Consider the following 24,429-nt stretch of genomic DNA (forward strand, 5'->3'; position numbering starts at 1 on the left):
ATTATCAAAAAAATCCCCTTTTTCTCTTGAAAGTGGTTTCAAAAAGTGATACACTAGAATTGGGTGAAAGCGTAATTTTCATAAAATAGAAAAGAAAAAGAAAGGAAGTAACGTCTATGATGAATACTGATGATACGGTAACGATTTATGACGTGGCCCGTGAAGCAGGCGTATCCATGGCAACAGTATCGCGTGTTGTGAATGGGAATAAAAATGTCAAGGAAAATACTCGTAAGAAAGTATTGGAAGTGATTGACCGCTTGGACTATCGTCCAAATGCGGTAGCTAGAGGATTAGCAAGTAAGAAAACGACAACAGTGGGGGTTGTCATTCCAAATATTGCTAATGCTTATTTTGCGACCTTGGCTAAAGGTATTGATGATATTGCGGATATGTATAAGTACAATATTGTCCTTGCCAATAGCGATGAAAATGATGAGAAGGAGATTAACGTAGTCAATACCCTCTTCTCTAAACAGGTGGATGGTATCATTTTCATGGGCTATCATTTGACAGACAAGATTCGTGCTGAGTTTTCACGTTCTCGGACACCGATCGTTTTAGCAGGTACAGTGGATTTAGAACACCAATTGCCAAGTGTCAACATTGATTACGCTGCAGCCAGTGTAGATGCTGTGAATCTGCTGGCTAAGAACAACAAAAAAATTGCCTTTGTTTCAGGTCCATTGGTGGATGACATCAATGGGAAGGTTCGTCTGGCGGGCTACAAGCAAGGCTTGAAGGATAATGGTATCGAATTTAACGAAGGTCTTGTTTTCGAGTCTAAATATAAATACGAAGAAGGCTATGCACTAGCTGAACGTTTATTGAATGCAGGAGCTACGGCTGCATACGTAGCAGAAGATGAGATTGCGGCTGGTTTGTTAAATGGTATCAGCGATAAGGGAATCAAGGTGCCAGAGGAATTTGAAATTGTGACCAGTGATGATTCTCTGGTGACCAAATTTACTCGTCCAAATCTGACTTCTATCAACCAACCCCTCTATGATATTGGCGCCATTGCCATGCGGATGTTGACCAAAATCATGCACAAGGAAGACTTGGAGAACCGTGAGGTCATTCTCAACCACGGCATTAAGGTCCGTCAATCGACCAAGTAATAAACAGACGAAAGACAATCATTCTGGAGTGACGGCCTAGCCATCCATCCAGTTTGATGGTCTTTTTTCCTAATATTCAGTTTTGTATAGGAAAAACAGGTAAAAAGGGATATAATATAGAGTATGAAAGTTCTATTGTATCTTGAAGGAAAAACAGTTTTAGAAAAATCAGGAATCGGCCGTGCTCTGCATCATCAGATGGAGGCTTTGGATATGGCCGGTATTCCCTATACGACAGATTTACTGGGTGACTATGATGTTGTCCATATCAATACCTACGGTCCTCGCTCCTGGTTGCTTCTGCACGCAGCTAAGCGTAGGGGGAAAAAGGTGATCCTGCATGGACATTCGACCAAGGAAGATTTTCAAAATTCCTTTATTGGTTCCAATTTCTTTGCACCATTTGTAGGAAAATACCTGGCTTCCATGTATCAAAAAGCAGATTTTGTCATAACACCCTCAGAATATTCGAAGAAACTCATACAAGGTTACGGTGTCACAACGCCTATCATTGCTGTTTCAAACGGCATAGATTTGGCAAAGTACAAAAAAGACGAAAGAAAAGAAGCTGTATTTAGGGAGTATTTTGGCATAGAGGAGGGGCAACCTGTTGTTGTCTGTGCAGGACTTTATTTCCGCAGAAAAGGGATTGAGGATTTTGTGAAAGTTGCCGAAAAAATGCCCCACGTTCGCTTTATTTGGCTGGGTTCCATCAATAAATGGATTATTCCATCTTATATCCGCAAGATTGTAGAGGGGGATCATCCAGCCAATGTTGCCTTTCCTGGCTATTTTAAGGGGGCTGTTTTTCAGGGAGCAATGAGCGGAGCGGATGCCTTTTTCTTCCCTTCCTATGAAGAAACGGAAGGAATTGTGGTTTTAGAGGCTCTTGCCAGTCACCAGCATGTCGTTCTGCGAGATATTCCTGTCTATGAGGGATGGATTGACGAAAGCAGTGCAGAGCTAGGGCATACGGTAGATGATTTTGTTGCCTCCATTCAAAAAATATTAGATAAGAAAGTAGATAAACGAGAGGCGGGTTATCAAGTCGCTGTCAGTCGTTCCATTGACCAAGTTGGTCATCAGTTGGTAGAGGCCTATCGTCAAGTATTGGAGATGTAGATGAGGATTGGACTATTTACAGATACCTATTTTCCACAGGTTTCAGGAGTTGCGACTTCTATTCGTACCTTGAAAACGGAGCTGGAAAAGTTAGGGCACACGGTATTTATTTTTACAACGACAGATGAAGATGTCAATCGCTACGAAGATTGGGATATTATTCGTATTCCTAGCGTTCCTTTCTTTGCGTTTAAGGACCGTCGAGTAGCCTATGCTGGCTTTACGGATGCCTTGAAGATTGCTAGTCGTTACAAATTGGACATGATTCACACCCATACAGAGTTTGCCTTGGGGATTTTGGGGAAGATGGTGGCGAGGGAGCTGGGCATTCCAGTTGTCCATACCTACCATACTCAGTATGAAGACTATGTCCATTATATTGCTAAGGGGCGGATTATTCGTCCGAGTATGATTAAGTATTTTGCGAGAGCCTATTTGCGTGATTTGGATGGGGTCATCTGTCCCAGTGAAATTGTAGAGGATTTGCTGACGGGCTATGATATTCCTATCTCCAAACGGGTCATTCCTACGGGCATTGATTTGGCTAAGTTTGAACGACCAGAGATTTCGGAAGAGGATACGGCTGAATTGCGGTCACAACTGGGAATTGAGACCGATGAAACTATGTTGCTCAGTCTGTCGCGGATTTCCCATGAAAAAAATATTCAGGCCATTATTAAGGCTATGCCGAAAATTCTTTCGGAAAATCCCAAGGTCAAATTGGTCATTGTTGGTGGTGGGCCCTATGCAGCTACTTTGGAGGACTTGATTGCTGAACTGGCTTTGGAAGAACATGTTCAGTTAACAGGGATGATTGCGCCAAGTGATACAGCCCTTTACTACAAGGCTGCAGATTTCTTTATCTCCGCCTCGACTAGTGAAACACAGGGCTTGACCTTCTTGGAAAGCCTGGCTTCAGGAACTCCGATTTTAGCCCATGTCAATCCCTATTTGAAGAATGTGGTAACGGATAAGATGTTTGGAACCCTCTTTGTTCGTGAGCAGGAATTGGCTGATGCAGTAGTAGAAGCCATTGTTGCAACACCGCCAATGAATGCGCATGTTTTGAATAAGAAGTTATATGAAATTTCCTCAACAAATTTTGGTCGTCGTGTCTACGAATATTATTTAGATTTGAAAATTTCCTATGATTTCCGTAGGGAGCATACCAATCAGGATACAGTAGCAGAAGCAATTTTGAAGGAAACTATATATTTACCCCAAAAAATTGTTGTCAAGTCAACGGATACGACTGTCAAAATCTTGAAAAAATCTGTTGAACAGGTCAAATCCATTCGGAATTTCTTTGACTGATTGGATGCTTGGGATAGTTTATTCTAAAGAGATTACCTGGGTAGTTCCATCCTTCATTTGCTAGTCAAAAAGAGGTTTCTTATGAATAAAAAGATGAAAATAGGCTTGCTTTATACGTTGATTATTTTATTCTTTTATGTTGGTATCTATGGTCTTGCTTCTTTTTTGGATACTTATCTTGCCAAGGCCTTGATTGTCAACAATATTCTTTTTTATACTCCACTAGGCTTATTCATCTTAGGCCTGATTGATGGTCGTGGTCATGGTTTTTCCATAAGGGTTCCTGTCCTAGCCTTTCTCCTCTTTCCTCTTACTATTTTTAGTTTTGGAGAGTGGATCTGGCACTATCAGGTCATCTATAGTCTGTGTGCGGTGGTAGGATGGTTGTTAGGTGCTCTGCTATGCCACATAAAAAATAAAAGTCTTTGAAAAAATGGAAAAAGGTGGTATAATAGCACTTAGAGATTTATCAATTCTAGGAAATCTTTGAGAGAGTGTGCGGTCGGTGCAAGCACATAGAGGATAGGATTGACACTACTCGGTATGATTTTATGCAAACATAAAAGGGTGGTTCCCTTATCGCCAATCTGAGGTAGTCAGGCTTTTCGGTGTGACTGCGAATGAAGGTGGAACCACGTTACGACGTCCTTTTGCGAGGGCGTCGTGTTTTCTTTTAGAGGAGGAATGATGCTACCTGATGACTTATTAAGACGGTGTCAAGATGTGCGTCGTGCTTACAGAGAGTTGGAAGTCAAGCACCATGATAAAGAATGGTCTATTGAAGAGGACCTCTTAGCTTTGACTAACGATATTGGCAATATGAACCGCCTGATTATGACCAAACAGGGTCGCTACTATGATGAAACACCTTATAGCTTGGAGCATAAAATGGCTGAAAATATCTGGTGGTTGATTGAATTGGCCGACCGCCTGGATATTGATATTCAAAAAGAAATGGAAACCTTTTTAGCTCAAAAAGAAGAGTTATTGGGGATTAAAAAATAAAGAAAAAATAGAAAGGACTAGGGTCTCCGTATTTGGTTGAACTGAATACGGGCTACGGACTGGGCCAAAAAGATAAACGAGAACTAGACGCTTGCGTCGTCGTTCTGTTTCCTATTTTGTCTGTGTCCGCTTAACGCCCTTTATATCTTATATTATGATTAAAATTACTTTCCCAGATGGTACTGTTCGTGAGTACCAAGCTGGTGTGACAACTTTTGAAATTGCGGAGAGCATCAGCAAGTCTTTGGCGAAAAAGGCGCTTGCTGGTAAGTTTAATGGTAAATTGATTGATACTACTCGTGCCATTGAAGAGGATGGGACGCTTGAAATCGTAACGCCTGACCACGAGGATGCCTTGCCAATCTTGCGTCATTCAGCTGCCCACTTGTTTGCCCAAGCGGCTCGTCGCCTTTTCCCAGACATCAAGTTGGGCGTTGGTCCAGCCATTCAGGATGGTTTCTACTATGATACGGACAATGCTGCTGGTCAGATTTCAAATGAAGACCTGCCACGTATTCAGGAAGAAATGGCTAAAATTGTCAAGGAAAACTTCCCTTCAGAACGTCGTGAGGTGACTAAGGAAGAAGCTCTTGAAATTTTCAAAAATGATCCCTACAAGTTGGAACTCATTCAAGAACATTCTGATGATGAAGGCGGTTTGACCATCTATACTCAGGGTGAATACGTTGACCTCTGCCGTGGTCCACACGTTCCATCAACAGGCCGTATCCAGATTTTTGAATTGCTCAATGTGGCAGGTGCTTACTGGCGTGGTAAGAGCGAAAATCCGATGATGCAACGTGTTTATGGTACAGCTTGGTTTGACAAGAAAGACCTCAAGGCTTACCTTCAAATGCGTGAGGAAGCCAAAGAGCGTGATCACCGTAAACTTGGTAAGGAATTGGATCTCTTCATGATCAGCCAAGAAGTTGGTCAAGGTTTGCCATTCTGGTTGCCAAATGGAGCGACTATCCGTCGTACCTTGGAGCGTTACATCACAGACAAAGAATTGGCTTCAGGTTACCAGCACGTCTATACGCCACCGTTGGCTTCAGTTGAGCTCTACAAGACTTCAGGTCACTGGGAGCATTACTCAGAAGATATGTTCCCAACCATGGACATGGGGGACGGTGAGGAGTTCGTGCTTCGTCCGATGAACTGTCCACACCACATTCAAGTTTACAAAAACCATGTGCGTTCATACCGTGAGTTGCCAGTCCGTATTGCTGAACTTGGTATGATGCACCGCTATGAAAAATCTGGTGCTCTTACTGGTTTGCAGCGTGTGCGTGAGATGACTCTTAACGACGGTCATATTTTCGTGACACCTGAGCAAATCCAAGAAGAGTTCAAAAAAGCTCTCCAGTTGATTATCGATGTGTACGCAGATTTCAACCTCAACGACTACCGTTTCCGCCTGTCTTATCGTGACCCAGAGGACAAAGAGAAGTACTATGATAACGATGAGATGTGGGAGAATGCCCAGCGCATGTTGAAAGGTGCCATGGATGAAATGGGCGTGGACTACTTCGAAGCAGAGGGTGAAGCTGCCTTCTACGGTCCGAAATTGGATATCCAGGTGAAAACTGCCCTTGGTAACGAAGAAACCCTGTCAACCATTCAGTTGGACTTCCTCTTGCCAGAACGCTTTGGCTTGACCTATATCGGTGCTGATGGCGAGGAGCATCGCCCAGTTATGATTCACCGTGGTGTTATCTCAACCATGGAACGCTTCACAGCCATCTTGATTGAAACCTACAAGGGTGCCTTCCCAACTTGGTTGGCTCCAACCCAAGTGACTATGATTCCGATCTCTGTGGAAGCTCATTTGGACTACGCTTGGAAGGTTGCCAAAGAATTGCAAGACCGTGGCGTTCGCGTACACGTGGATGAGCGGAACGAGAAGATGCAATACAAGATCCGTCAGAGCCAGACCAGCAAGATTCCATACCAGCTCATCGTTGGTGACAAGGAAATGGAAGATAATGCTGTCAACGTTCGTCGCTACGGAAGCAAGGCAACACAAACTCAGTCTGTGGCAGAATTTGTGGACCATATCCTAGCAGATATTGCCCGTAAGTCTAGACCAGCTGAAACAGCTGAATAATAATTATAAGGAGAAGTCCGAAAGGGCTTCTTTTTTGGTATAATAGTCAAGGAAAGAGGTGCTTAAATGAAAAGGATAATGAAGTTTATTGTAGGTCTTATATTAGGAATTATTGGTTTCTTTGGCATTTTGTTGCTTTGTCTATTGTTGCTCTTTAGTCCCAAAGTGGCTACTCGAGAGGAATTGATATCGTATCAGACGATGCTTGAACAGGGTATGGAGTCATATGGTTTCACTGGTAAGGTGGAGTTGACAAAATTTCGTCCTATAACCATTGGTAACCCATGGGATGTTCTAGAGTATGATTATACTGAGGTTATAGATGGTCAGTCAATTACACTTCAATCCTCTGATACTTTGGTCAATAACCGAATTGAAGGACAGGAGGCATTAAATGGATTACTAAATATGACGGTCTATTTTGATGATAGTCCAAGCGGAATGTTGTATCAATTTGATGGTATCGTTGATCAAGCTATGTGGCATCAGCCGAGAGGTAAATATTTACTGAATCAGGCACAGCAGATATTTAAATTGATGGAAGAAAAAGATTTCACTTTGTTTGAAGTGGATGGTAGGCTTGAAACTCAGGATGAAAAACTGATAAAGTTTTATAAAAAGGTAGAGGAAAATCGCTATAATGGTCGGGCTTTTGCAGGTTTTTATGATATAAATTTGGACTGGCTCATGGAGGAAGAAATGGCGGTAATTGAAGTTGAATTTTTTAATAAGAAGGACCTTGGTTTAGAAAATGACTTACTAGAGGAAGATAAATTACTAGCTGATTTAAAACAGAAAGTCGAAACATTTGACTATTCTAATGTGGAAGACGGAACCTACAGAATTGGTTTTCGTAGACCTGGAGTGCAGTCGACAAGTTTTTTCGTAACAATCAAGGTAAAAGATCATCGTCATTCATTCTTAAAATAGTTCTTGCAAACACAAAAACTCCCAACCGATTGGCTGGGAGGTTAGGTAGTACTCAATGAAAATCAAAATCAAGTCAACAACGACTGAGTTTGATTTTCGAAGAGTATTATTCAATACTGCTCGCCCAAGACTTGGCCACATAACGTGACAGGCTTGAGATAGCAAAGTTGATGACAAAGTAGATGAGAGCAACCATGAGATAGAGGGCAAAGACTTGTTCAGCTTCAAAATGGCGTCCCATGAGGATTTGGCTAGCACCGAAAAGCTCTTGCAAAGCGATAACGGAGTAGAGGAAGCTGGTATCCTTGATAACCGTCACAATCTGCGAGATGATAGCTGGTAGCATCTTACGAATGGCCTGTGGCATGATGATGTAGACCATGATTTGTACTGGGGTAAAACCCTGTGACAAACCAGCCTCGGTCTGTCCCGGTCCGATGGCGTTGAGACCACCACGGATAATCTCGGCCATGGCTGCCGTGGTAAAAATGGTAAAAGCAGTGATACCAGCAGGCGTTGACTTCATTTGGAAAACCAAGAAGACTGTGAAAATCCAAAGCAAGTTAGGTACATTACGAACAAACTCGATATAGATGGTTGCAATCCACTTGAAAATTGGATTTTTTCCGTTTCGCATAATGGCTAGGACCATTCCGAAGAGGACGGAGAGGACAACCGCAATGCTAGAAATATAGAGTGTCAGTTTCAAACCATTCCACAAGAGTTGGAAGGTTGAGGGTTTTAGTAATTCTAATACATAATTCATCATTCAACCTCCTTAGTGTGAAAAGGTAGCCTTGTTTTTCTCTTCGATACGGCGGCCCCAGCTTGCAACAGGGAAGCACATACAGAAGTAGAGGAAGGCAGCACCAGCAAAGGCTGGAATGTAGTTGGCATTCATGGCAGACCAAGATTTGGTCATAAACATGATGTCAGCGCCAGAAATGATGGCAACAGTCGCCGTATTCTTAATCAAGTTCACCACTTGGTTGGTCAATGGTGGCAAGATTGTTGGAATGGCCTGTGGCAAGATGATAATCCGCATGGTTTCGGCCTGGGTAAAACCTTGTGAAAGTGCGGCTTCGGTTTGACCAGTTGGAACAGCCTCAATCCCTGCACGAATGACCTCTGCGATATAGGCGCCATGGTAAAGACCTACACAGATGACTGCTGTCCAGTAGATAGACGGCATGATGAGATAGTTAGAAATCAGAGGAAGTCCATAATACACAATCATGAACTGAACCAAGAGCGGAGTGTTTTGGAAGTATTCCACATAGACACGGGCTAGTACCTTTAAGAGCTTGTTCTTACTGGAAGATAGGCTACCAAAGAGAATGCCTAGTAACATGGCTGAGATAAAAGCACCGATAGCAATCGCTAGGGTAAAGAGGAAGCCTTGGAAGAAGAGAGGGAAGTCATTGAAATAACTAACCCAGTTTTCCCAAGCATAAGGACTTGTAGTCAAGATAGTCATAAAGTATTCCCTTTCTATTCGTCAGTTTCTGTAACTGGCTTCAAGCCATTGGCATCATAGATAGCCTGTAGACTACCATCAGCCTGCCATTTTTCAACGAGAGAGTTTAAGTAGGCATTCAGGTCTTTGTTGGATAATTTAGTGACGATACCATAGTCAGAAGCGGAGAAGCTAAAATCTAGCAACTTAGACTTGGAACCAATATAGCCAGATAAAATGGATTGGTCTACAGAGAAGGTATCGATACGATGAGCACGAAGCGATACAGAAAGCTCTGGATAGGAACCCAATTCAGCAAATGAAACGGCGATACCATACTTATCAGCTAAATCAGTAATCAATTTGCGGGTGATAGAACCTTGTGCAACCCCAACTGTTTTTCCATCCAAATCGGCAAAGGTTTCAATGCCACTGTCTTTGTTGACCAAGAGCCCAACAGCATCTGTGTAGTAAGGCGTTGTGAAGTTGTAGAGGAGTTTGCGTTCTTCAGTAATGGTAAAGGTAGCGATGACCATATCCACTTGTCCATTATCCAAGAGAGGACCTCGGGTTTGGGCTGTTACAGGGGTAAATTCAATAGCTACACCTAATTCATCAGCGATTTTCCGAGCAATCTCGATTTCCATCCCCTCAAATTCACCTGTATCAGGATTTTTAAAGCCAAAGTTAGGAACGTCCTGTTTCACTCCGACGCGGAGCACGCCCCTATCAATGATGGCTTGAACCTGATCACTATTGGTGATGGGAGCAGGTGTTTCTGTTTGAACAACAGTTTGGTTCATGTGGATAAAGAATAGCGTTAAGATGCTGATGATGGCTAGCCTGACGGCTAAAAATAGATTGACTTTTTTATCTGTCATAAGCAACCTCCTAGAGTTTTACCTTGTCTGATTCGTGGTTGATAATCTTGCTGAGGAATTGTTTGGCGCGAGGTTCAGTTGGATTGTCGAAGAAGCCATTGACATCGGTTGTGTCAACCAATACTTCACCTTCAGCCATGAAGATGATACGGTCAGCAACTTCACGGGCAAAGCCCATTTCGTGGGTCACGACAATCATGTTCATCCCGTCACGTGCCAATTTTTGCATAACAGCCAAGACATCACCGATGGTTTCTGGGTCAAGGGCAGAAGTTGGTTCGTCAAATAGGAGCAATTCTGGGTGCATAGCCAGACCGCGGGCGATGGCTACACGTTGTTTCTGTCCGCCAGATAACATGGCTGGGTAGGAATCTTTACGGTCCCAGAGGTTAACGAATTCCAGGTATTTCTGGGCTGTTTTTTCAGCAGTAGCCTTATCAATTCCCAAAACTTTGATAGGTGCCAAGGTGACATTTTCTAACACAGTCTTGTGTGGATAGAGGTTGAAGTGCTGGAAGACCATGCCCACTTCCTTGCGTAGGGCTACTAATTCTTTAATAGAAGAACCTGAGACAGTATGTCCATTGACAACAAGTGTTCCTTGGTCAACAGTTTCAAGTCCATTGATGGTGCGAATGAGGGTTGATTTACCAGATCCAGATGGTCCAAGGAGAACGACAACCTGTCCAGGTTCGAATTCCAAGTTGATATTGCGAAGGGCGTGGTAGTCGCCATAGTATTTGTTTACATCTTTAAATTCTACTAATGCCATAGTAATTCTCCTTTTTTGGTGTAAGATATTAGCATGATACCACCCTAAACATTAAAAGTCAAGTAAATTCAGACAATTTAAAGAGGTATATGTCAGAAGTTATAACATATCAGTGTTAGCTTGCTCTAGTTATGAATTTTTTAAGTAAGTTTGATATAATAGAAGAAATAAAGATAAATAAGGTAAGAAATCCATGAGAAAAATTTTGATTGTAGATGATGAGAAACCAATCTCAGATATTATAAAATTTAACATGACCCGTGAGGGCTATGAGGTCGTGACGGCTTTTGATGGTCGTGAGGCCTTGGCAGTTTTTGAAGCTGAATTTCCAGATATTGTCATTTTGGATTTGATGCTGCCAGAGCTGGATGGTTTGGAAGTGGCCCGGACTATTCGTAAGACCAGCAACGTTCCTATCATCATGTTGTCTGCCAAGGATAGTGAGTTTGATAAGGTAATCGGACTTGAAATCGGTGCAGATGACTATGTGACCAAACCTTTCTCTAACCGTGAATTACAGGCCCGTGTTAAGGCGTTATTGCGTAGAAGTGAGTTGTCAGAAACACAGATGTCCGTTGAGAATACTGGCAGTCCAGAGCTAGTGATTGGTGATTTGGTCATTCTTCCAGATGCCTTTGTTGCGAAGAAGCATGGGAAAGAGTTGGAACTGACCCACCGTGAGTTTGAATTGCTCCATCATTTAGCCAAGCATTTGGGCCAGGTGATGACACGGGAGCATTTGCTGGAAACGGTTTGGGGCTATGATTATTTTGGAGATGTGCGTACGGTGGACGTGACCATTCGCCGTTTGCGTGAAAAGATTGAAGATACACCGAGCCGACCGGAATATATTTTGACCCGTCGTGGTGTAGGATACTTTATCAAGGGAAATGATTAATCAATTACGTTATTTAATTACAACAGTAGAGTTTTGGTTTGTTGTTATTTTAATCGGTTTCTTGATTGCCTTGACGGTGCTCTTAATTGAAAACCATAGGGATAATAAGCAAATCAAACAACTCAATCAGAGGGTCAAGGCCTTGATTGAGGGGAATTATGCAGATATTTTGGATATGCGAGGAAGTCCTGAAATTACGGACATGGCCAATTCGCTCAATGATCTTTCGGAAGTTATCCGTCTGACCCATGATAGTTTAGAACAGGAAAAAACACGTCTGAGTTCTATCCTTTCCTATATGAGTGATGGTGTGATAGCGACGGATCGGGTTGGGCGGATTATCATGATCAATGATATGGCTCAGAAACAGTTGGGGCTGTCTGGTAAGAAACAGGAGCCCTTGCAGATATTAGATGTTTTGGATATTAAGGATCGTTATAGTCTCCGTGATTTGTTGGCACAAACACCTGAAATTGTCTTGGACCATACCAATGAGAACCAAGAATTCCTGACCCTTCGGGCCAATTTTGCGACTATTCGAAGCGAGAGTGGCTTGATTTCGGGTCTGGTGGTTGTCTTACATGATATGACCGAACAAGCCAAAGAAGAGCGGGAACGCCGTCTCTTTGTGTCCAATGTTAGCCATGAGTTGCGCACGCCTTTGACTTCTGTCAAATCCTACTTAGAAGCCTTGGATGAGGGAGCTTTGACAGAATCGGTTGCTCCAAGTTTTGTCAAGGTATCGCTGGATGAAACCAACCGTATGATGCGGATGATTACGGACTTGCTCAGTCTGTCTAGGATCGATAACCAGGTTGGTCAAATAGATGTGGAGCTGATTAACTTTACAGCCTTTGTAACCTTTATCCTCAACCGTTTTGACCAGATGAAAAATGCGGAATCGGACAAGGTTTATACCATTGTTCGCGATTATCAAATCAGTCCTATTTGGGTAGAGATTGACACCGATAAGATGACCCAGGTACTAGACAACATCTTAAACAATGCTATCAAGTATTCGCCAGATGGTGGAACTATTACTTTTAGTATGAAAACGACGGATAGTCAGCTCATTGTCTCCATTTCAGATGAGGGTCTGGGTATTCCAAAGGCTGACCTACCTAAGATTTTTGACCGTTTTTACCGTGTGGACAAGGCGCGTTCACGTGCTCAAGGGGGCACTGGTTTAGGTTTGGCTATTGCTAAGGAAATTGTCAAGCAACACAAAGGCTTCATCTGGGCTAAAAGTGAGTATGAGCATGGCTCAACCTTTACCATTGTTTTGCCATATACTAAAGATATTACAATGGATGAGTGGGATGAGGCTGACGGGGAAGAATAGGAGAATATGATCGGAAAAGGTTTTAATTACAGTATTTTAGCTTCTGGTTCCAGCGGAAATTGCTTTTATCTGGAAACGGATAAAAAGAAAATCTTGGTGGATGCAGGCTTGTCAGGTAAAAAAATTACCAGTCTTTTGGCTGAAATTGACCGCAAACCAGAAGACATTGATGCCATTCTGGTAACGCATGAACATAGTGATCACATCCATGGTATTGGTGTGTTAGCTCGTAAGTATGGAATGGATATTTATGCCAATGAATTGACCTGGCAGGCTATGGAGAGCAAATTGGGTAAGATTGATGTGGCGCAAAAACATATCTTCGAATTGGGGGCTATGAAGACTTTTGGTGACCTAGATATTGAGTCATTTGGTGTCAGTCATGATGCGGCCTGTCCTCAATTTTATCGTTTTATGAAGGATGATAAATCCTTTGTTATGTTAACGGATACTGGCTATGTCAGCGATCGGATGGCAGGGATTGTAGCCAATGCAGATGCCTATTTGATTGAGTCTAATCATGATGTTGAAATCTTGCGTGCGGGCTCTTATTCTTGGAACCTCAAGCAACGGATTTTGTCTGATAAGGGGCACCTTTGTAACGAGGATGGTGCAGATGCCATGATTCGCTCGCTGGGAAATCGGACTAAAAAGATTTACCTAGGGCATTTGTCAAAGGAAAACAATATCAAGGAATTGGCCCACATGACCATGGTCAATCAGTTGGCGCAGGCTGATTTAGGAGTTGGAGTGGATTTCCAGGTCTATGATACCTCGCCAGATACAGCGACACCATTGACCAAGATTTGACAAATTCATTGAACTTGTTTAGAATAAATATATAAAATACGTGAGGTGAAGTTACATGAATAATTAAGATGCTTATTAGTCGTTCTTAAAACTTGTAGGAGGTTGTATTAACCGATGATACAAGAGATAAGACTGCTCATAAGGGCTTACTATTCGTGTGACTTTTTCCATTGGAAAAGGTCATGTTTTGCATGGCTTTTTTCTTGTGTCATTTTTTGAAGAATAGAAGCCCTTTTTGTGAAGAAAAGAGGTCTATATGGAAATGATAAAATGTATTCAATTAGAGAAGGAAATTGCAGGGCGTAGATTGTTTACAATCAAGCAGTTGAGCCTTCAAGCTGGTCAAAAGGTTGGTTTGGTTGGAAATAACGGTGTTGGTAAGTCTACTTTTTTGAAAATCTTATTGGGACTGGATAGGGATTTTGCTGGTCAGATTGAGGTAAAAGCAGACTGGGCCTATGTACCCCAGTTACAGGAAAGGAGCTCGCTTTCAGGTGGGGAACAGGTTTGGAAGTCTATTCAAGAGGCTTTTGCCCAAAGACCACAGTTGTTAATCATGGATGAACCGACTGCCAATCTGGATCAAGAACACCAGGAAAAGCTAATCAAACAAATCAAACGCTATCGAGGTAGTCTACTAGTTGTTAGTCATGATCGCCATTTTCTCAATCAAATAGCCAGTCATATTTGGCATTTAGAAGAAGGAAAGGTTCGGGTTTATCTAGGAAATTACGAGGCGTTTGTAGAAAGTCGCCGGGCTAGGCGAGAAGGGCAGCAGGAGGCCTATGAATCCTATCAGAAAAAAGTTGCCCAACTGAAAAAAGCCCAACATGAACGTCAGGCAAAGGCTCAGAAGATGGAGAGGAGAAAGAAAGGTGTTTCATCGTCTGAGTGGAAGGTTAATGCTATGATGGGTTCCTATGATAGTCAAGCCAAGTCTATGGCCAAGACTGCCAAGCATTTGGAAAAACGGATAGAGCGTTTGGACAAGGTTGAACAACCTAGAAAGGAAAGGTGGGTAAAGATGGAAGCGAAAGGTGCCTTGGATACGGGTCTTCACAGTCTCTTTCGCTTGCAGGCTGGTCAGCTCTGGATTGAGGAAACCTATTTATTTGATTTTCCTCAACTTGGCATGACTTTTGGGGATAAACTAGCTTTGGTTGGGTCAAATGGTTGTGGGAAAACAAGTTTTGTTCGGAAATTGATTTCAAAAGAATTAGAAGGCTATTACAATCCAAAATTAAAAATTGCCTATTTCTCTCAGGATTTGACCAGTCTCAATGAAGAGGAAACAGCCTTTGTGAATGCTAGCTCGACGTCGCTTCAAGATAGGGTAACGGTTCTCAATTTATTAGGCATGTTGGGACTTTCTTATGATAAGGCCCAGCAGAAGATGGCAAATTTATCTGGTGGTGAACGTGTTCGGCTTTCCTTGGCCAAAGTATTATTGACTGATGCTAATCTCTTGATTTTAGATGAGCCGACAAATTTTTTAGATCTGACAGCTATTGAAGCTCTGGAAAGATTTTTGACGGAATATCAGGGAAGTGTCTTGGTAATCTCTCATGATCAAGACTTTGTGGACAAGGTCGCAAGAAGTAAGTGGTGGATAAAGGATGGTAGCTTAATAGACTAGAAAAAATTTCTCAAAAGGAAGCTAGGTCTAAAAAATATTTTTTTCCTGTGGTATAATAAGAAGGATATTTCTAGAATGAGGTCGGTGAATTGAAAAAAAGACAGGAACATTTGGTGGAGAATAATGGGAATTTTATTTCCATCCGCTTGAATATTTTATTTTCTATCGTTATTTTCTTATTTTTGGTCTTGATTTTGCGTTTGGCAGACATGCAGATTGTCAATCATGATTTTTATAGCAATAAGTTATCAACTGCTAGCCAAAAGATTATCAGCAATGGATCGGTTCGTGGGCAGATTTATGATGCGCAAGGTAAGCCGCTTGTGGAAAATCAGATTCAACAGGTCGTTTCCTTTACCCGTTCCAATAAGATGTCAGCCCAGGAAATGAAGGAAGTAGCAAATAAGCTCTTGCAATGGGTCAAGGTGTCTGATGTTTCGGTAACGGAACGGGACAAGGCAGATTATTATTTGGCAGATACAGAGGTCTATAAGCAGGTTGTAGAGAAGCTGCCAAAAGATAAACTCTATGATTCGGATGGCAATTATCTGGAAGAAGCAACTATCTATGCCAATGCTGTTGAAAGTTTGTCTGAAGATGTGTTGAATTATTCGGAACAGGAAAATCAGGCCATAGAACTATTTAAGCAAATGAATGGTGCTGCTTACTTCGCAACAGTAAACCTGGTAACAGACTCCTTGTCCGCAGAGCAGGTGGCTCATATTGTTGCCAACGAATCTCAACTGCCTGGTATTTCTACGACCAATAACTGGCAGCGGAATATCCTACCGACCTCCTTGAGTTCGGTTATTGGAACGGTAACAAGTGAACAGGCAGGTTTGCCAGCCGAAGATGCAGAGTATTATTTGTCTAAAGGCTATTCGCCAAATGACCGAGTGGGAACTGCCTACCTCGAAAAGCAGTATGAAGAAGTCCTACAAGGACAACGTGAGAAAAAGGAAATCAATCTGGACCGAAATGGTAATGTGGAGAGTATTAAGACCATCCAAGAGGGTCAGCAAGGAAACAATATTAAACTAACCATTGATTTGGCCTTTCAAGATGGTGTCAATGCGATTCTAAAAAAATATTTTGAGAGTGAGTTGTCAACAGGAAGTGCACTTTATTCAGAAGGTGTTTATGCAGTTGCATTAAATCCTTCTACAGGTGCAGTGCTTGCTATGTCAGGATATAGTCACGAAAAAGGCTCAAGTACCATTACCGAAGATGCTCTTGGCACCATCACAAGCGTCTTTACACCAGGTTCTATTGTCAAGGGTGCAACTATTTCATCTGGTTGGGAGAATGGCATTATCTCAGGAAATCAGGTATTATTAGATGAACCGATTTATTTTGCAGGTTCAGCACCAATTACATCTTGGTGGGCCTATGGTAGTTTTAATATTGATGCGACAGAGGCTCTGGAATATTCTTCTAACGTCTACATGGTTAAGATTGCTTTGGGACTACTTGGTCAGACCTACTCAGCTAACATGTATTTGAATGATGGCGATACATTGACAAATGCCATGACTAAGCTTCGTTCGACTTTTGCAGAGTATGGTTTAGGTGCGTCAACAGGAATTGACTTACCACTTGAATCAACAGGTTTCTTACCAGAAGAATATTCCACCGCAAACTTTATTATGAATGCATTTGGACAGTTTGATAACTATACACCGATGCAGATGGCTCAATATGTAGCGACAGTAGCAAATAATGGAAAAAGGATTTCTCCTCATCTTGTAGAAGGTATCTATGGAAATAATCCCCAAGGTGGATTGGGAGATTTGATTGAAACAGTTTCTGGTAAAGAGATGAATCAAGTCAATATTTCAGCTGATGAAATGGCTCTCCTTCGTCAAGGATTTTATCAACTTGTAAATGGTGGAGGACGATTTAATACAGGTAGTGCTATCGGTCGTGGTGCGGCCGTGACCATCAGTGCCAAGACTGGTACTGCCGAAACTTATACTACAACTCCTTCAGGTGAAGTAGTAACTGCAGTAAATACCAACGTTGTTGCCTATGCACCTAGTGATAATCCACAAATCGCAGTTGCAGTCGTACTTCCAAACTTGACTAACGAAAATTCTACAACAAAAGCAATTACAACAGAAATCATTAATTTATACAATTCACTTTACCCAATGAACTAAGGAGAATTATGCTATATCCTACACCCATTGCCAAGTTGATTGACAGTTACTCCAAATTACCAGGAATCGGTATTAAGACAGCTACGCGGCTGGCCTTCTATACGATCGGTATGGAAGATGATGTGGTCAATGAATTTGCTAAAAATCTATTGGCTGCTAAGAGGGATTTGACCTATTGTTCGGTTTGTGGCAATCTGACAGACCAGGACCCTTGCGGTATTTGTCAAGATAGCAGTCGTGACCAGTCGACTATTTTAATTGTAGAAGACAGTCGAGATGTGACAGCCTTGGAAAATATCCAAGAATACCACGGTCTTTACCATGTCTTGCATGGCTTGATTTCCCCGATGAATGGTATTGGACCAGACGATATTAACTTAAAGACCTTGCTAACTCGTCTGATGGAAAACGAAGTGACAGAAGTCATTGTTGCGACAAATGCAACAGCAGATGGTGAAGCGACATCCATGTACATCTCACGTGTCCTAAAGCCAGCGGGAATCAAGGTTACTCGCTTGGCACGAGGATTGGCAGTCGGAAGTGACATTGAATACGCAGATGAAGTCACCCTCCTTCGTGCCATTGAGAACAGGACAGAATTGTAGTTTTTATCCATTAGAGAAGGCTTCAAACTCAAAATTATGCTATACTAAGTGTAGATTATCTAATTAGAAGAGGAATGTATATGTCAAAAGAAACCCTTATTTTACTTTATGGTGGGCGTTCGGCAGAGCGCGAAGTGTCTGTATTGTCTGCAGAAAGTGTCATGCGTGCCATCAATTATGATAAATTTTTTGTCAAAACCTATTTCATTACACAAACTGGTGACTTCATCAAGACGCAGGAATTTTCTCAAACACCGTCTGCTGATGAAAAACTGATGACTAATGCGACTATTGTTGTAGACCAACAAGTGCGTCCAAGTGATATTTACGAAGAAAATGCAGTTGTCTTCGCTGTCCTTCACGGACCAATGGGGGAAGATGGCTCAATCCAAGGTTTCTTGGAAGTCCTTCGTATGCCTTACGTTGGTACCAATATCTTGTCATCTAGTGTGGCCATGGATAAGATTACAACCAAGCGTGTGTTGGAATCAGCTGGCATTGCCCAAGTGCCTTATGTGGCGGTTATTGAGGGCGAGAATATTGAGGCAAAAATTGCTGAAATTGAAAACAAATTGACCTACCCAGTCTTTGTTAAGCCGGCCAATATGGGCTCCAGCGTTGGCATCTCCAAGGCAGAAGACTTGGCAGGCTTGCAGGCGGCGCTTGATGTGGCCTTCAAGTATGACAGCCGTGTTCTTGTTGAGCAAGGGGTTAACGCGCGTGAGATTGAGGTTGGTCTTTTGGGAAATGCTGACGTGAAAACAACGCTTCCGGGTGAAGTAGTCAAAGACGTTGCTTTTTATGACTACGACGCCAAATACATCGACAACAAGATTACTATGGAAATCCCAGCTAAGATTGACGAGGCGATTATGGATATCATGCGTGACAATGCTGCCAAGGCCTTCCGTGCTATCGGTGGTTGTGGTCTATCTCGCTGTGATTTCTTCTTAACAGACGAGGGCGATATCTTCCTCAACGAGCTCAATACCATGCCAGGTTTTACCCAGTGGTCTATGTACCCACTTCTTTGGGACAACATGGGACTGGCTTACCCAGACCTGATTGAAGAGTTAGTCAGCTTGGCTAAGGAAATGTTTGAAAAACGCGAAAGCCATTTGATTTAAGTCGTTTGAAAAAGGTTGGAGAAAATCCAATCTTTTTCTTGCAAAGGGGGTCAAATAGGAATAGAATGAGGACAAGTATCAGGAGGTGTCTATGTATCAAACGATAGTAAGTGGAGAAAGTCTATTTCAAGCTATCTCTAAAGGCTATGGTGAACCAGTTCGTACCTTTGGGGTGACGGAGAAGGGAGAAACACCTGTTAGTCTAGTGAATATCGGTTTGGCAGCCTGTGTGACCATGTGTGTGCAGGGCTACTATGCCAGTCAAGAAGGCAATAACACCATGCCAGTTCAAGTGGCTTGTCAGCTGGAGGATAGAAGATTTGAACTACGCATTGCCGTGGCCGAGCAGGTTTCAGCTGAGAAGCAGGCGGCAATCTTGGCCTATGTGGACCAAAAGTGCAGGGTCAAAGCCCTCTTGCGTGATGATATCAGCTACCATATCGCGTTTGACCTGTTAGATGAGGCTGAACTTTTATCCACACGAGCTAAAAAGTGATATAATAGAGAGAGCGAAAGCTCTTTTTAGTTTATCGTCATTTAGTTTATCTTTTATTACGTCGACGAATGAGGAAACTTTGTTTCCTTATTTCCAACTTCAAACACTCCACTGGAGTGTTTGAACTCGCCTTGCCTGATTGAAACAGTCTGGGGGACTGTTTCAAGTCAATGCCTAGAAATTAGAAAGCATTGAGTTATGCCTGCGGCTGTTGATGCGAACTTTGTTCGCTTTATTTCCAACCTCCAACTATCTCCCAGATAGTTGGAGCGAGTACTAAAAGTAAACTAAAAGACTATATTGGAGAAAATAATGAAATTAACCCTACACGAAGTCGCTCAGGTCTTGGGCGCAAAAAATGATATTAGTCTTTATCCTGATAGAGCACTCAACAAGGTGGAGTTCGACAGTCGCCTGATTACAGAAGGGGATCTTTTTGTTCCCCTCAAAGGAGCGCGTGACGGTCATGACTTTATTCCTGTGGCTTTTGAAAATGGCTGCGCAGTAACCCTGTCTGAAGTCAGCCTTGATGTTCCTCATATCCTAGTAGATGACTGCTTGGCTGCGCTTCAACAATTAGCGGCCTACTACCTAGAGAAAACAGGGGTAGAAGTCATTGCCGTGACAGGATCAAACGGTAAAACGACCACCAAGGACATGATTCACGATGTTCTAGCAACGACTTACAAGACTTACAAGACCCAAGGCAACTACAACAACGAAATCGGTCTGCCATACACCGTCCTCCATATGCCTGACGATACAGAAAAACTGGTCTTGGAAATGGGGCAGGATCACTTGGGCGATATTCACCTCTTGTCTGAAATTGCTAAACCAAGCCTATCAGTTGTTACCCTTTTTGGAGAAGCCCATCTGGAATTTTTTGGCTCACGAGAAGAGATTGCCAAGGGAAAATTACAGATTGCAGATGGAATGGAGCCAGGTAGTAAACTCTTGATCCCAGCAGATCCAATTGCGGATAAGCTCTTGCCTAGCCATGTAGAACTCATTCGCTTCGGTGAGCAGGCTGATTTGCAGGTGACTAGTCTGGTTGAGAGCAAGGACAGCCTGACTTTCACCGTCAATTTTATGGACAGCGATATTTTCCTGCCTGTAACAGGCAAGTACAATGCCACCAATGCCATGGTAGCAAGCTATGTGGGCAAGACCTTGGGTGTGTCTGATGAGGCAATCACCTCAGCCCTAGCCAGTCTTAACTTGACCCGCAACCGCACCGAGTGGAAAAAGGCAGCTAACGGAGCCGATATTCTCAGCGATGTATACAATGCCAATCCAACCGCTATGCGATTGATTTTGGAAACTTTTTCTAGTATTCCCGCAAACGACGGCGGCAAGAAAATCGCGGTTTTGGCAGATATGAAAGAACTGGGCAGCCAGTCGGTTGATCTTCATAATCAAATAATTCTGTCCCTGTCGCCTGATGTGCTGGACACCGTCATCTTCTACGGTCAGGACATTGAAGGTCTGGCCCAGCTGGCTAGTCAGATGTTTCCGATTGGAAAAGTCTATTTCTTTAGGAAAAATGCAGAGCAGGACCAATTTGAAGAACTGGTTAAACAGGTTAGGGAATGTCTAGGAAAAGACGACCAAATCCTCTTCAAAGGCTCCAACTCCATGAATCTTGGCAAAGTGGTGGAAGAATTAGCAAAATAGTGAATATGATTGAATTTCTCCTACTTTTTATAGGGGGAAGTTCCGCCATATTTTATTTTTCGTCAAGAACCTAAGGTATTTTCTAATAACATAGAAAGATGGCCAGACATGGAAATTAGAATTTACAGGTTATGATCATTATTATCCTACTAGTTGACATCCTAATTTTTTAATCCAGCTTGTAAACATTTATAAAATTTGATATACTATCTTTGGTTTGAATGGTTAGAAAGGATTTAGGGGGAGAAAGTATGAATGATTTTTTTACTAATCAAGTTTCGCATGGCCCGCATCTAGGGTTATTGACTCACCTTGGCTTGTTGCTACTGCTTTTTATCTTGCTTTACTTGACCACGCGATATTATACTAAAACTTGGTTTAACCGTTTGTTTTGGACAATTTTACTTTTTCAAGTGGTTAGTCTATATACTTGGTATGTTTGGGCTGATTTTCCCTTATCTGAAAGTTTACCCTTTTATCATTGTCGACTAGCCATATTATTTTTACTCTTTGGTAGAAAGGGAAAATTGAAACTCTATTTTTCCTATCTTGGTTTTATTGGTTCCTTGGTGGCTTTCATTTACCCAGTCTTCGATCCCTTTCCTTTTCCACATCTGACCTTCTTTACCTTTGTGGTTGGTCATTATGCTTTAGCAGTGTTGAGTTTGTCTTATATTTTGACAGAGGGACATCAATTCAGTCTTTCAAGACGGGAGCGTTTGTCACTGACAGTCATGCTTCATCTGGTCATGCTGGTAGTTAACTGGCTGACAGAGGGAAATTATGGTTTTCTAACTCGTTTGCCGATTGTTAATAGTCAGCTAATCTGGTTTAACTTTTTCTTATTAACACTTGTTTTATCTTTTTTGATTGGTTCTATTCAGGCTGGCTTTCAAGTCTACTGGAAAAAAAGAGTTTACCTACTCCAAGATTGATTTTTCAAGCGTTTGAAAAATTCCCGTGTTTCCGATATAATAAGAGAGTTGCAGTAGTCACTCTCTTTTTCTTTTGTCTCATTTTATGATAGGAAAAAGTTGAAGTCAGCTCTGCTATGGACCAAAGAAAAAGGAATAAACATCATGTCACTACAAGAAGAAATCAAGAAACGCCGCACCTTTGCCATCATCTCTCACCCGGACGCGGGTAAGACTACTATTACCGAGCAACTGCTCTACTTTGGTGGGGAGATTCGTGAGGCTGGGACGGTCAAAGGGAAAAAGACTGGTAACTTTGCCAAGTCTGACTGGATGGATATCGAGAAGCAACGTGGTATCTCTGTTACCTCCTCTGTTATGCAGTTTGACTATGCAGGCAAGCGGGTCAATATCCTAGATACACCAGGGCACGAGGACTTCTCTGAGGATACCTATCGGACCTTGATGGCGGTGGATGCGGCTGTCATGGTGGTGGACTCTGCCAAGGGTATCGAGGCCCAGACCAAAAAACTTTTTGAGGTTGTGAAACACCGCAACATTCCTGTTTTTACTTTTATCAACAAGTTGGACCGTGACGGTCGTGAGCCACTGGACTTGTTGCAGGAGTTGGAAGAAGTCTTGGGCATTGCCAGCTACCCGATGAACTGGCCAATCGGTATGGGGAAATCTTTCGAGGGTCTCTATGACCTTCATAACAAACGCTTGGAACTCTACCGAAGCGAGGAACGTTTTGCAAGCTTGGACGAGGGTGACAAGCTCTTTGGTTCTAACCCTTTTTATGCACAAGTTCTGGATGATATTGAACTTTTGGCGGAAGCTGGAAATGAATTTTCAGAGCAGGCGATTCTGGACGGCGATTTGACACCTGTCTTCTTCGGCTCAGCCCTGACAAACTTTGGTGTGCAGACCTTCCTTGACACCTTCTTGGAATTTGCTCCAGAGCCACATGGTCACAAAACGACGACTGGTGACGTCATTGACCCGCTCAACAAAGACTTTTCAGGTTTTGTTTTCAAAATCCAAGCCAACATGGACCCTCGTCACCGCGACCGTATCGCCTTTGTACGTGTGGTTTCGGGCGAATTTGAACGCGGCATGGCGGTTAACCTGCCTCGTACAGGTAAGGGAGCCAAGTTATCCAACGTGACCCAGTTCATGGCTGAGGCCCGTGAGAATGTGGAAAATGCAGTGGCGGGTGACATTATCGGGGTTTACGATACAGGGACCTATCAGGTAGGGGATACCTTGACCGTAGGCAAGAACAAGTTTGAATTCGAACCGCTACCGACCTTTACCCCTGAAATTTTCATGAAAGTTTCTGCTAAAAACGTCATGAAACAAAAATCCTTCCACAAGGGTATCGAGCAACTGGTGCAAGAAGGTGCAATCCAGCTCTACAAGAACTACCAGACAGGCGAGTATATGCTGGGTGCTGTTGGTCAGCTCCAGTTTGAAGTTTTCAAACACCGCATGGAAGGCGAGTACAATGCCGAGGTAGTCATGACCCCAATGGGTAAAAAGACAGTCCGCTGGATCAAGCCAGAAGACTTGGACGAACGCATGTCCTCAAGCCGCAATATCCTAGCCAAAGACCGCTTTGACCAACCCGTCTTCCTCTTTGAAAACGACTTCGCCCTCCGCTGGTTCGCGGACAAGTATCCGGATGTGGAGTTGGAAGAGAAGATGTAACAACAGTCCGGGGGACTGTTGTTAGTTGGAAATAGGAACTGACGGTAGTCAGTTTACAGTTAGAAAAAGACAGAAATCAGTAATCAACAAAGTTGATTTGATTTCGTCGTCTTTCCCTCGCAAGGGCGTCCAAAGAACTCAAGCCATGCGAAGAGTGATTTGATGACGCCTACTGCGTCGAGGTCCAGTGGAGTGGATTAAAACAGTCAGGGGATGAGGCTGGGCAAAAACTAGCCGCTCACATATAAAAAAACGAGCAATTCCAATTAGGATTTGCTCGTTTTCCATTTCATGCTTTATAATTATAATAACGACAAAACAACTAGAAAGGCATGAAAATGTATAAATGG

22 protein-coding genes are annotated in these 24,429 nt (G+C 42.7%); 18 read left to right on the forward strand and 4 right to left on the reverse strand.

Features of this window, described 5'->3' with window-relative positions; translation table 11 throughout:
* Positions 1-119 precede the first annotated feature (119 nt).
* The 7 genes from ccpA (at position 120) to C1E58_RS08480 (ending at position 7,599) form a co-directional block, all read left to right on the forward strand.
* Entirely contained in the window at positions 120-1,121 is a 1,002-nt protein-coding gene (ccpA, locus tag C1E58_RS08450; protein ID WP_105210059.1) for a catabolite control protein A, read from the forward strand.
* A gap of 123 nt (positions 1,122-1,244) precedes the next feature.
* Positions 1,245-2,243: a glycosyltransferase family 4 protein gene (locus C1E58_RS08455; RefSeq protein WP_105210045.1), complete on the forward strand. Its 999-nt coding sequence runs from the start codon at positions 1,245-1,247 to the stop codon at positions 2,241-2,243.
* Positions 2,244-3,557 carry a glycosyltransferase family 4 protein gene (locus C1E58_RS08460; protein WP_105210046.1) on the forward strand — a complete coding sequence of 438 codons (1,314 nt, stop codon included), beginning with the start codon at positions 2,244-2,246 and terminating at the stop codon, positions 3,555-3,557.
* Positions 3,558-3,638: 81 nt separating this feature from the next.
* Entirely contained in the window at positions 3,639-3,986 is a 348-nt protein-coding gene (locus tag C1E58_RS08465; RefSeq protein WP_105210047.1) for a hypothetical protein, read from the forward strand.
* 258 nt (positions 3,987-4,244) lie between these two features.
* Positions 4,245-4,562 carry a MazG-like protein gene (locus C1E58_RS08470; RefSeq protein ID WP_105210048.1) on the forward strand — a complete coding sequence of 106 codons (318 nt, stop codon included), beginning with the start codon at positions 4,245-4,247 and terminating at the stop codon, positions 4,560-4,562.
* A 154-nt stretch (positions 4,563-4,716) separates the two neighbouring features.
* Complete coding sequence (gene thrS, locus C1E58_RS08475; RefSeq protein ID WP_105210060.1) at positions 4,717-6,669, forward strand: threonine--tRNA ligase; 1,953 nt, start codon at positions 4,717-4,719, stop codon at positions 6,667-6,669.
* A 66-nt stretch (positions 6,670-6,735) separates the two neighbouring features.
* Positions 6,736-7,599: a hypothetical protein gene (locus C1E58_RS08480; protein WP_105210049.1), complete on the forward strand. Its 864-nt coding sequence runs from the start codon at positions 6,736-6,738 to the stop codon at positions 7,597-7,599.
* Between the two features lie 106 nt (positions 7,600-7,705).
* On the opposite strand, the gene C1E58_RS08485 is transcribed toward C1E58_RS08480, so the two are convergent.
* From C1E58_RS08485 to C1E58_RS08500, 4 genes are read right to left on the reverse strand one after another with little or no spacing between them, the layout of a single operon-like run.
* The gene (locus tag C1E58_RS08485) at positions 7,706-8,365 is read right to left on the reverse strand and encodes an amino acid ABC transporter permease (RefSeq protein WP_105210061.1); all 660 of its coding nucleotides are present in this window, start codon (positions 8,363-8,365) and stop codon (positions 7,706-7,708) included.
* Positions 8,366-8,377: 12 nt separating this feature from the next.
* The gene (locus tag C1E58_RS08490; RefSeq protein WP_105117133.1) at positions 8,378-9,076 is read right to left on the reverse strand and encodes an amino acid ABC transporter permease; all 699 of its coding nucleotides are present in this window, start codon (positions 9,074-9,076) and stop codon (positions 8,378-8,380) included.
* 14 nt (positions 9,077-9,090) lie between these two features.
* Complete coding sequence (locus C1E58_RS08495) at positions 9,091-9,936, reverse strand: transporter substrate-binding domain-containing protein (protein ID WP_105210050.1); 846 nt, start codon at positions 9,934-9,936, stop codon at positions 9,091-9,093.
* A 10-nt stretch (positions 9,937-9,946) separates the two neighbouring features.
* Entirely contained in the window at positions 9,947-10,708 is a 762-nt protein-coding gene (locus C1E58_RS08500) for an amino acid ABC transporter ATP-binding protein (protein ID WP_105210051.1), read from the reverse strand.
* 193 nt (positions 10,709-10,901) lie between these two features.
* On the opposite strand from C1E58_RS08500, the gene yycF reads away from it, so the two are divergent.
* The 11 genes from yycF to C1E58_RS08555 all read left to right on the forward strand — a co-directional run bounded on the left by yycF (position 10,902) and on the right by C1E58_RS08555 (position 24,079).
* Positions 10,902-11,606, forward strand: a complete 705-nt coding sequence (gene yycF, locus C1E58_RS08505) for a response regulator YycF (RefSeq protein WP_105114647.1) — start codon at positions 10,902-10,904, stop codon at positions 11,604-11,606.
* Positions 11,599-12,948 carry a cell wall metabolism sensor histidine kinase VicK gene (gene vicK, locus C1E58_RS08510; RefSeq protein ID WP_105210052.1) on the forward strand — a complete coding sequence of 450 codons (1,350 nt, stop codon included), beginning with the start codon at positions 11,599-11,601 and terminating at the stop codon, positions 12,946-12,948. The genes yycF and vicK overlap by 8 nt, the downstream gene beginning before the upstream one ends.
* A 6-nt stretch (positions 12,949-12,954) precedes the next feature.
* Positions 12,955-13,758 (forward strand): MBL fold metallo-hydrolase, encoded by an 804-nt coding sequence (locus C1E58_RS08515; protein WP_004298858.1) that lies wholly within the window; start codon positions 12,955-12,957, stop codon positions 13,756-13,758.
* Positions 13,759-14,014: 256 nt separating this feature from the next.
* The gene (gene vga(F) / locus C1E58_RS08520) at positions 14,015-15,394 is read left to right on the forward strand and encodes an ABC-F type ribosomal protection protein Vga(F) (RefSeq protein WP_238142259.1); all 1,380 of its coding nucleotides are present in this window, start codon (positions 14,015-14,017) and stop codon (positions 15,392-15,394) included.
* 113 nt (positions 15,395-15,507) lie between these two features.
* Positions 15,508-17,553 carry a penicillin-binding protein PBP2B gene (gene pbp2b / locus C1E58_RS08525; RefSeq protein ID WP_419579959.1) on the forward strand — a complete coding sequence of 682 codons (2,046 nt, stop codon included), beginning with the start codon at positions 15,508-15,510 and terminating at the stop codon, positions 17,551-17,553.
* Positions 17,554-17,561: 8 nt separating this feature from the next.
* Positions 17,562-18,158: a recombination mediator RecR gene (gene recR, locus C1E58_RS08530; RefSeq protein ID WP_024404490.1), complete on the forward strand. Its 597-nt coding sequence runs from the start codon at positions 17,562-17,564 to the stop codon at positions 18,156-18,158.
* An 80-nt stretch (positions 18,159-18,238) separates the two neighbouring features.
* Positions 18,239-19,285 (forward strand): D-alanine--D-alanine ligase, encoded by a 1,047-nt coding sequence (locus C1E58_RS08535; protein ID WP_105210054.1) that lies wholly within the window; start codon positions 18,239-18,241, stop codon positions 19,283-19,285.
* 91 nt (positions 19,286-19,376) lie between these two features.
* On the forward strand, positions 19,377-19,781 hold the full coding sequence (locus C1E58_RS08540; RefSeq protein WP_105210055.1) for an OsmC family protein: 405 nt from the start codon (positions 19,377-19,379) through the stop codon (positions 19,779-19,781).
* Between the two features lie 312 nt (positions 19,782-20,093).
* A complete protein-coding gene (locus C1E58_RS08545; RefSeq protein WP_105210056.1) occupies positions 20,094-21,455 on the forward strand; it encodes a UDP-N-acetylmuramoyl-tripeptide--D-alanyl-D-alanine ligase in 1,362 nt (453 codons plus the stop codon).
* Between the two features lie 251 nt (positions 21,456-21,706).
* Entirely contained in the window at positions 21,707-22,390 is a 684-nt protein-coding gene (locus tag C1E58_RS08550; protein WP_161951293.1) for a TIGR02206 family membrane protein, read from the forward strand.
* A 144-nt stretch (positions 22,391-22,534) separates the two neighbouring features.
* Positions 22,535-24,079 carry a peptide chain release factor 3 gene (locus C1E58_RS08555; RefSeq protein WP_105125606.1) on the forward strand — a complete coding sequence of 515 codons (1,545 nt, stop codon included), beginning with the start codon at positions 22,535-22,537 and terminating at the stop codon, positions 24,077-24,079.
* Positions 24,080-24,429 lie beyond the last annotated feature (350 nt).

It is taken from the genome of Streptococcus suis, from assembly GCF_002964575.1.
GTDB classification, from domain to species: Bacteria; Bacillota; Bacilli; order Lactobacillales; family Streptococcaceae; genus Streptococcus; species Streptococcus suis_R.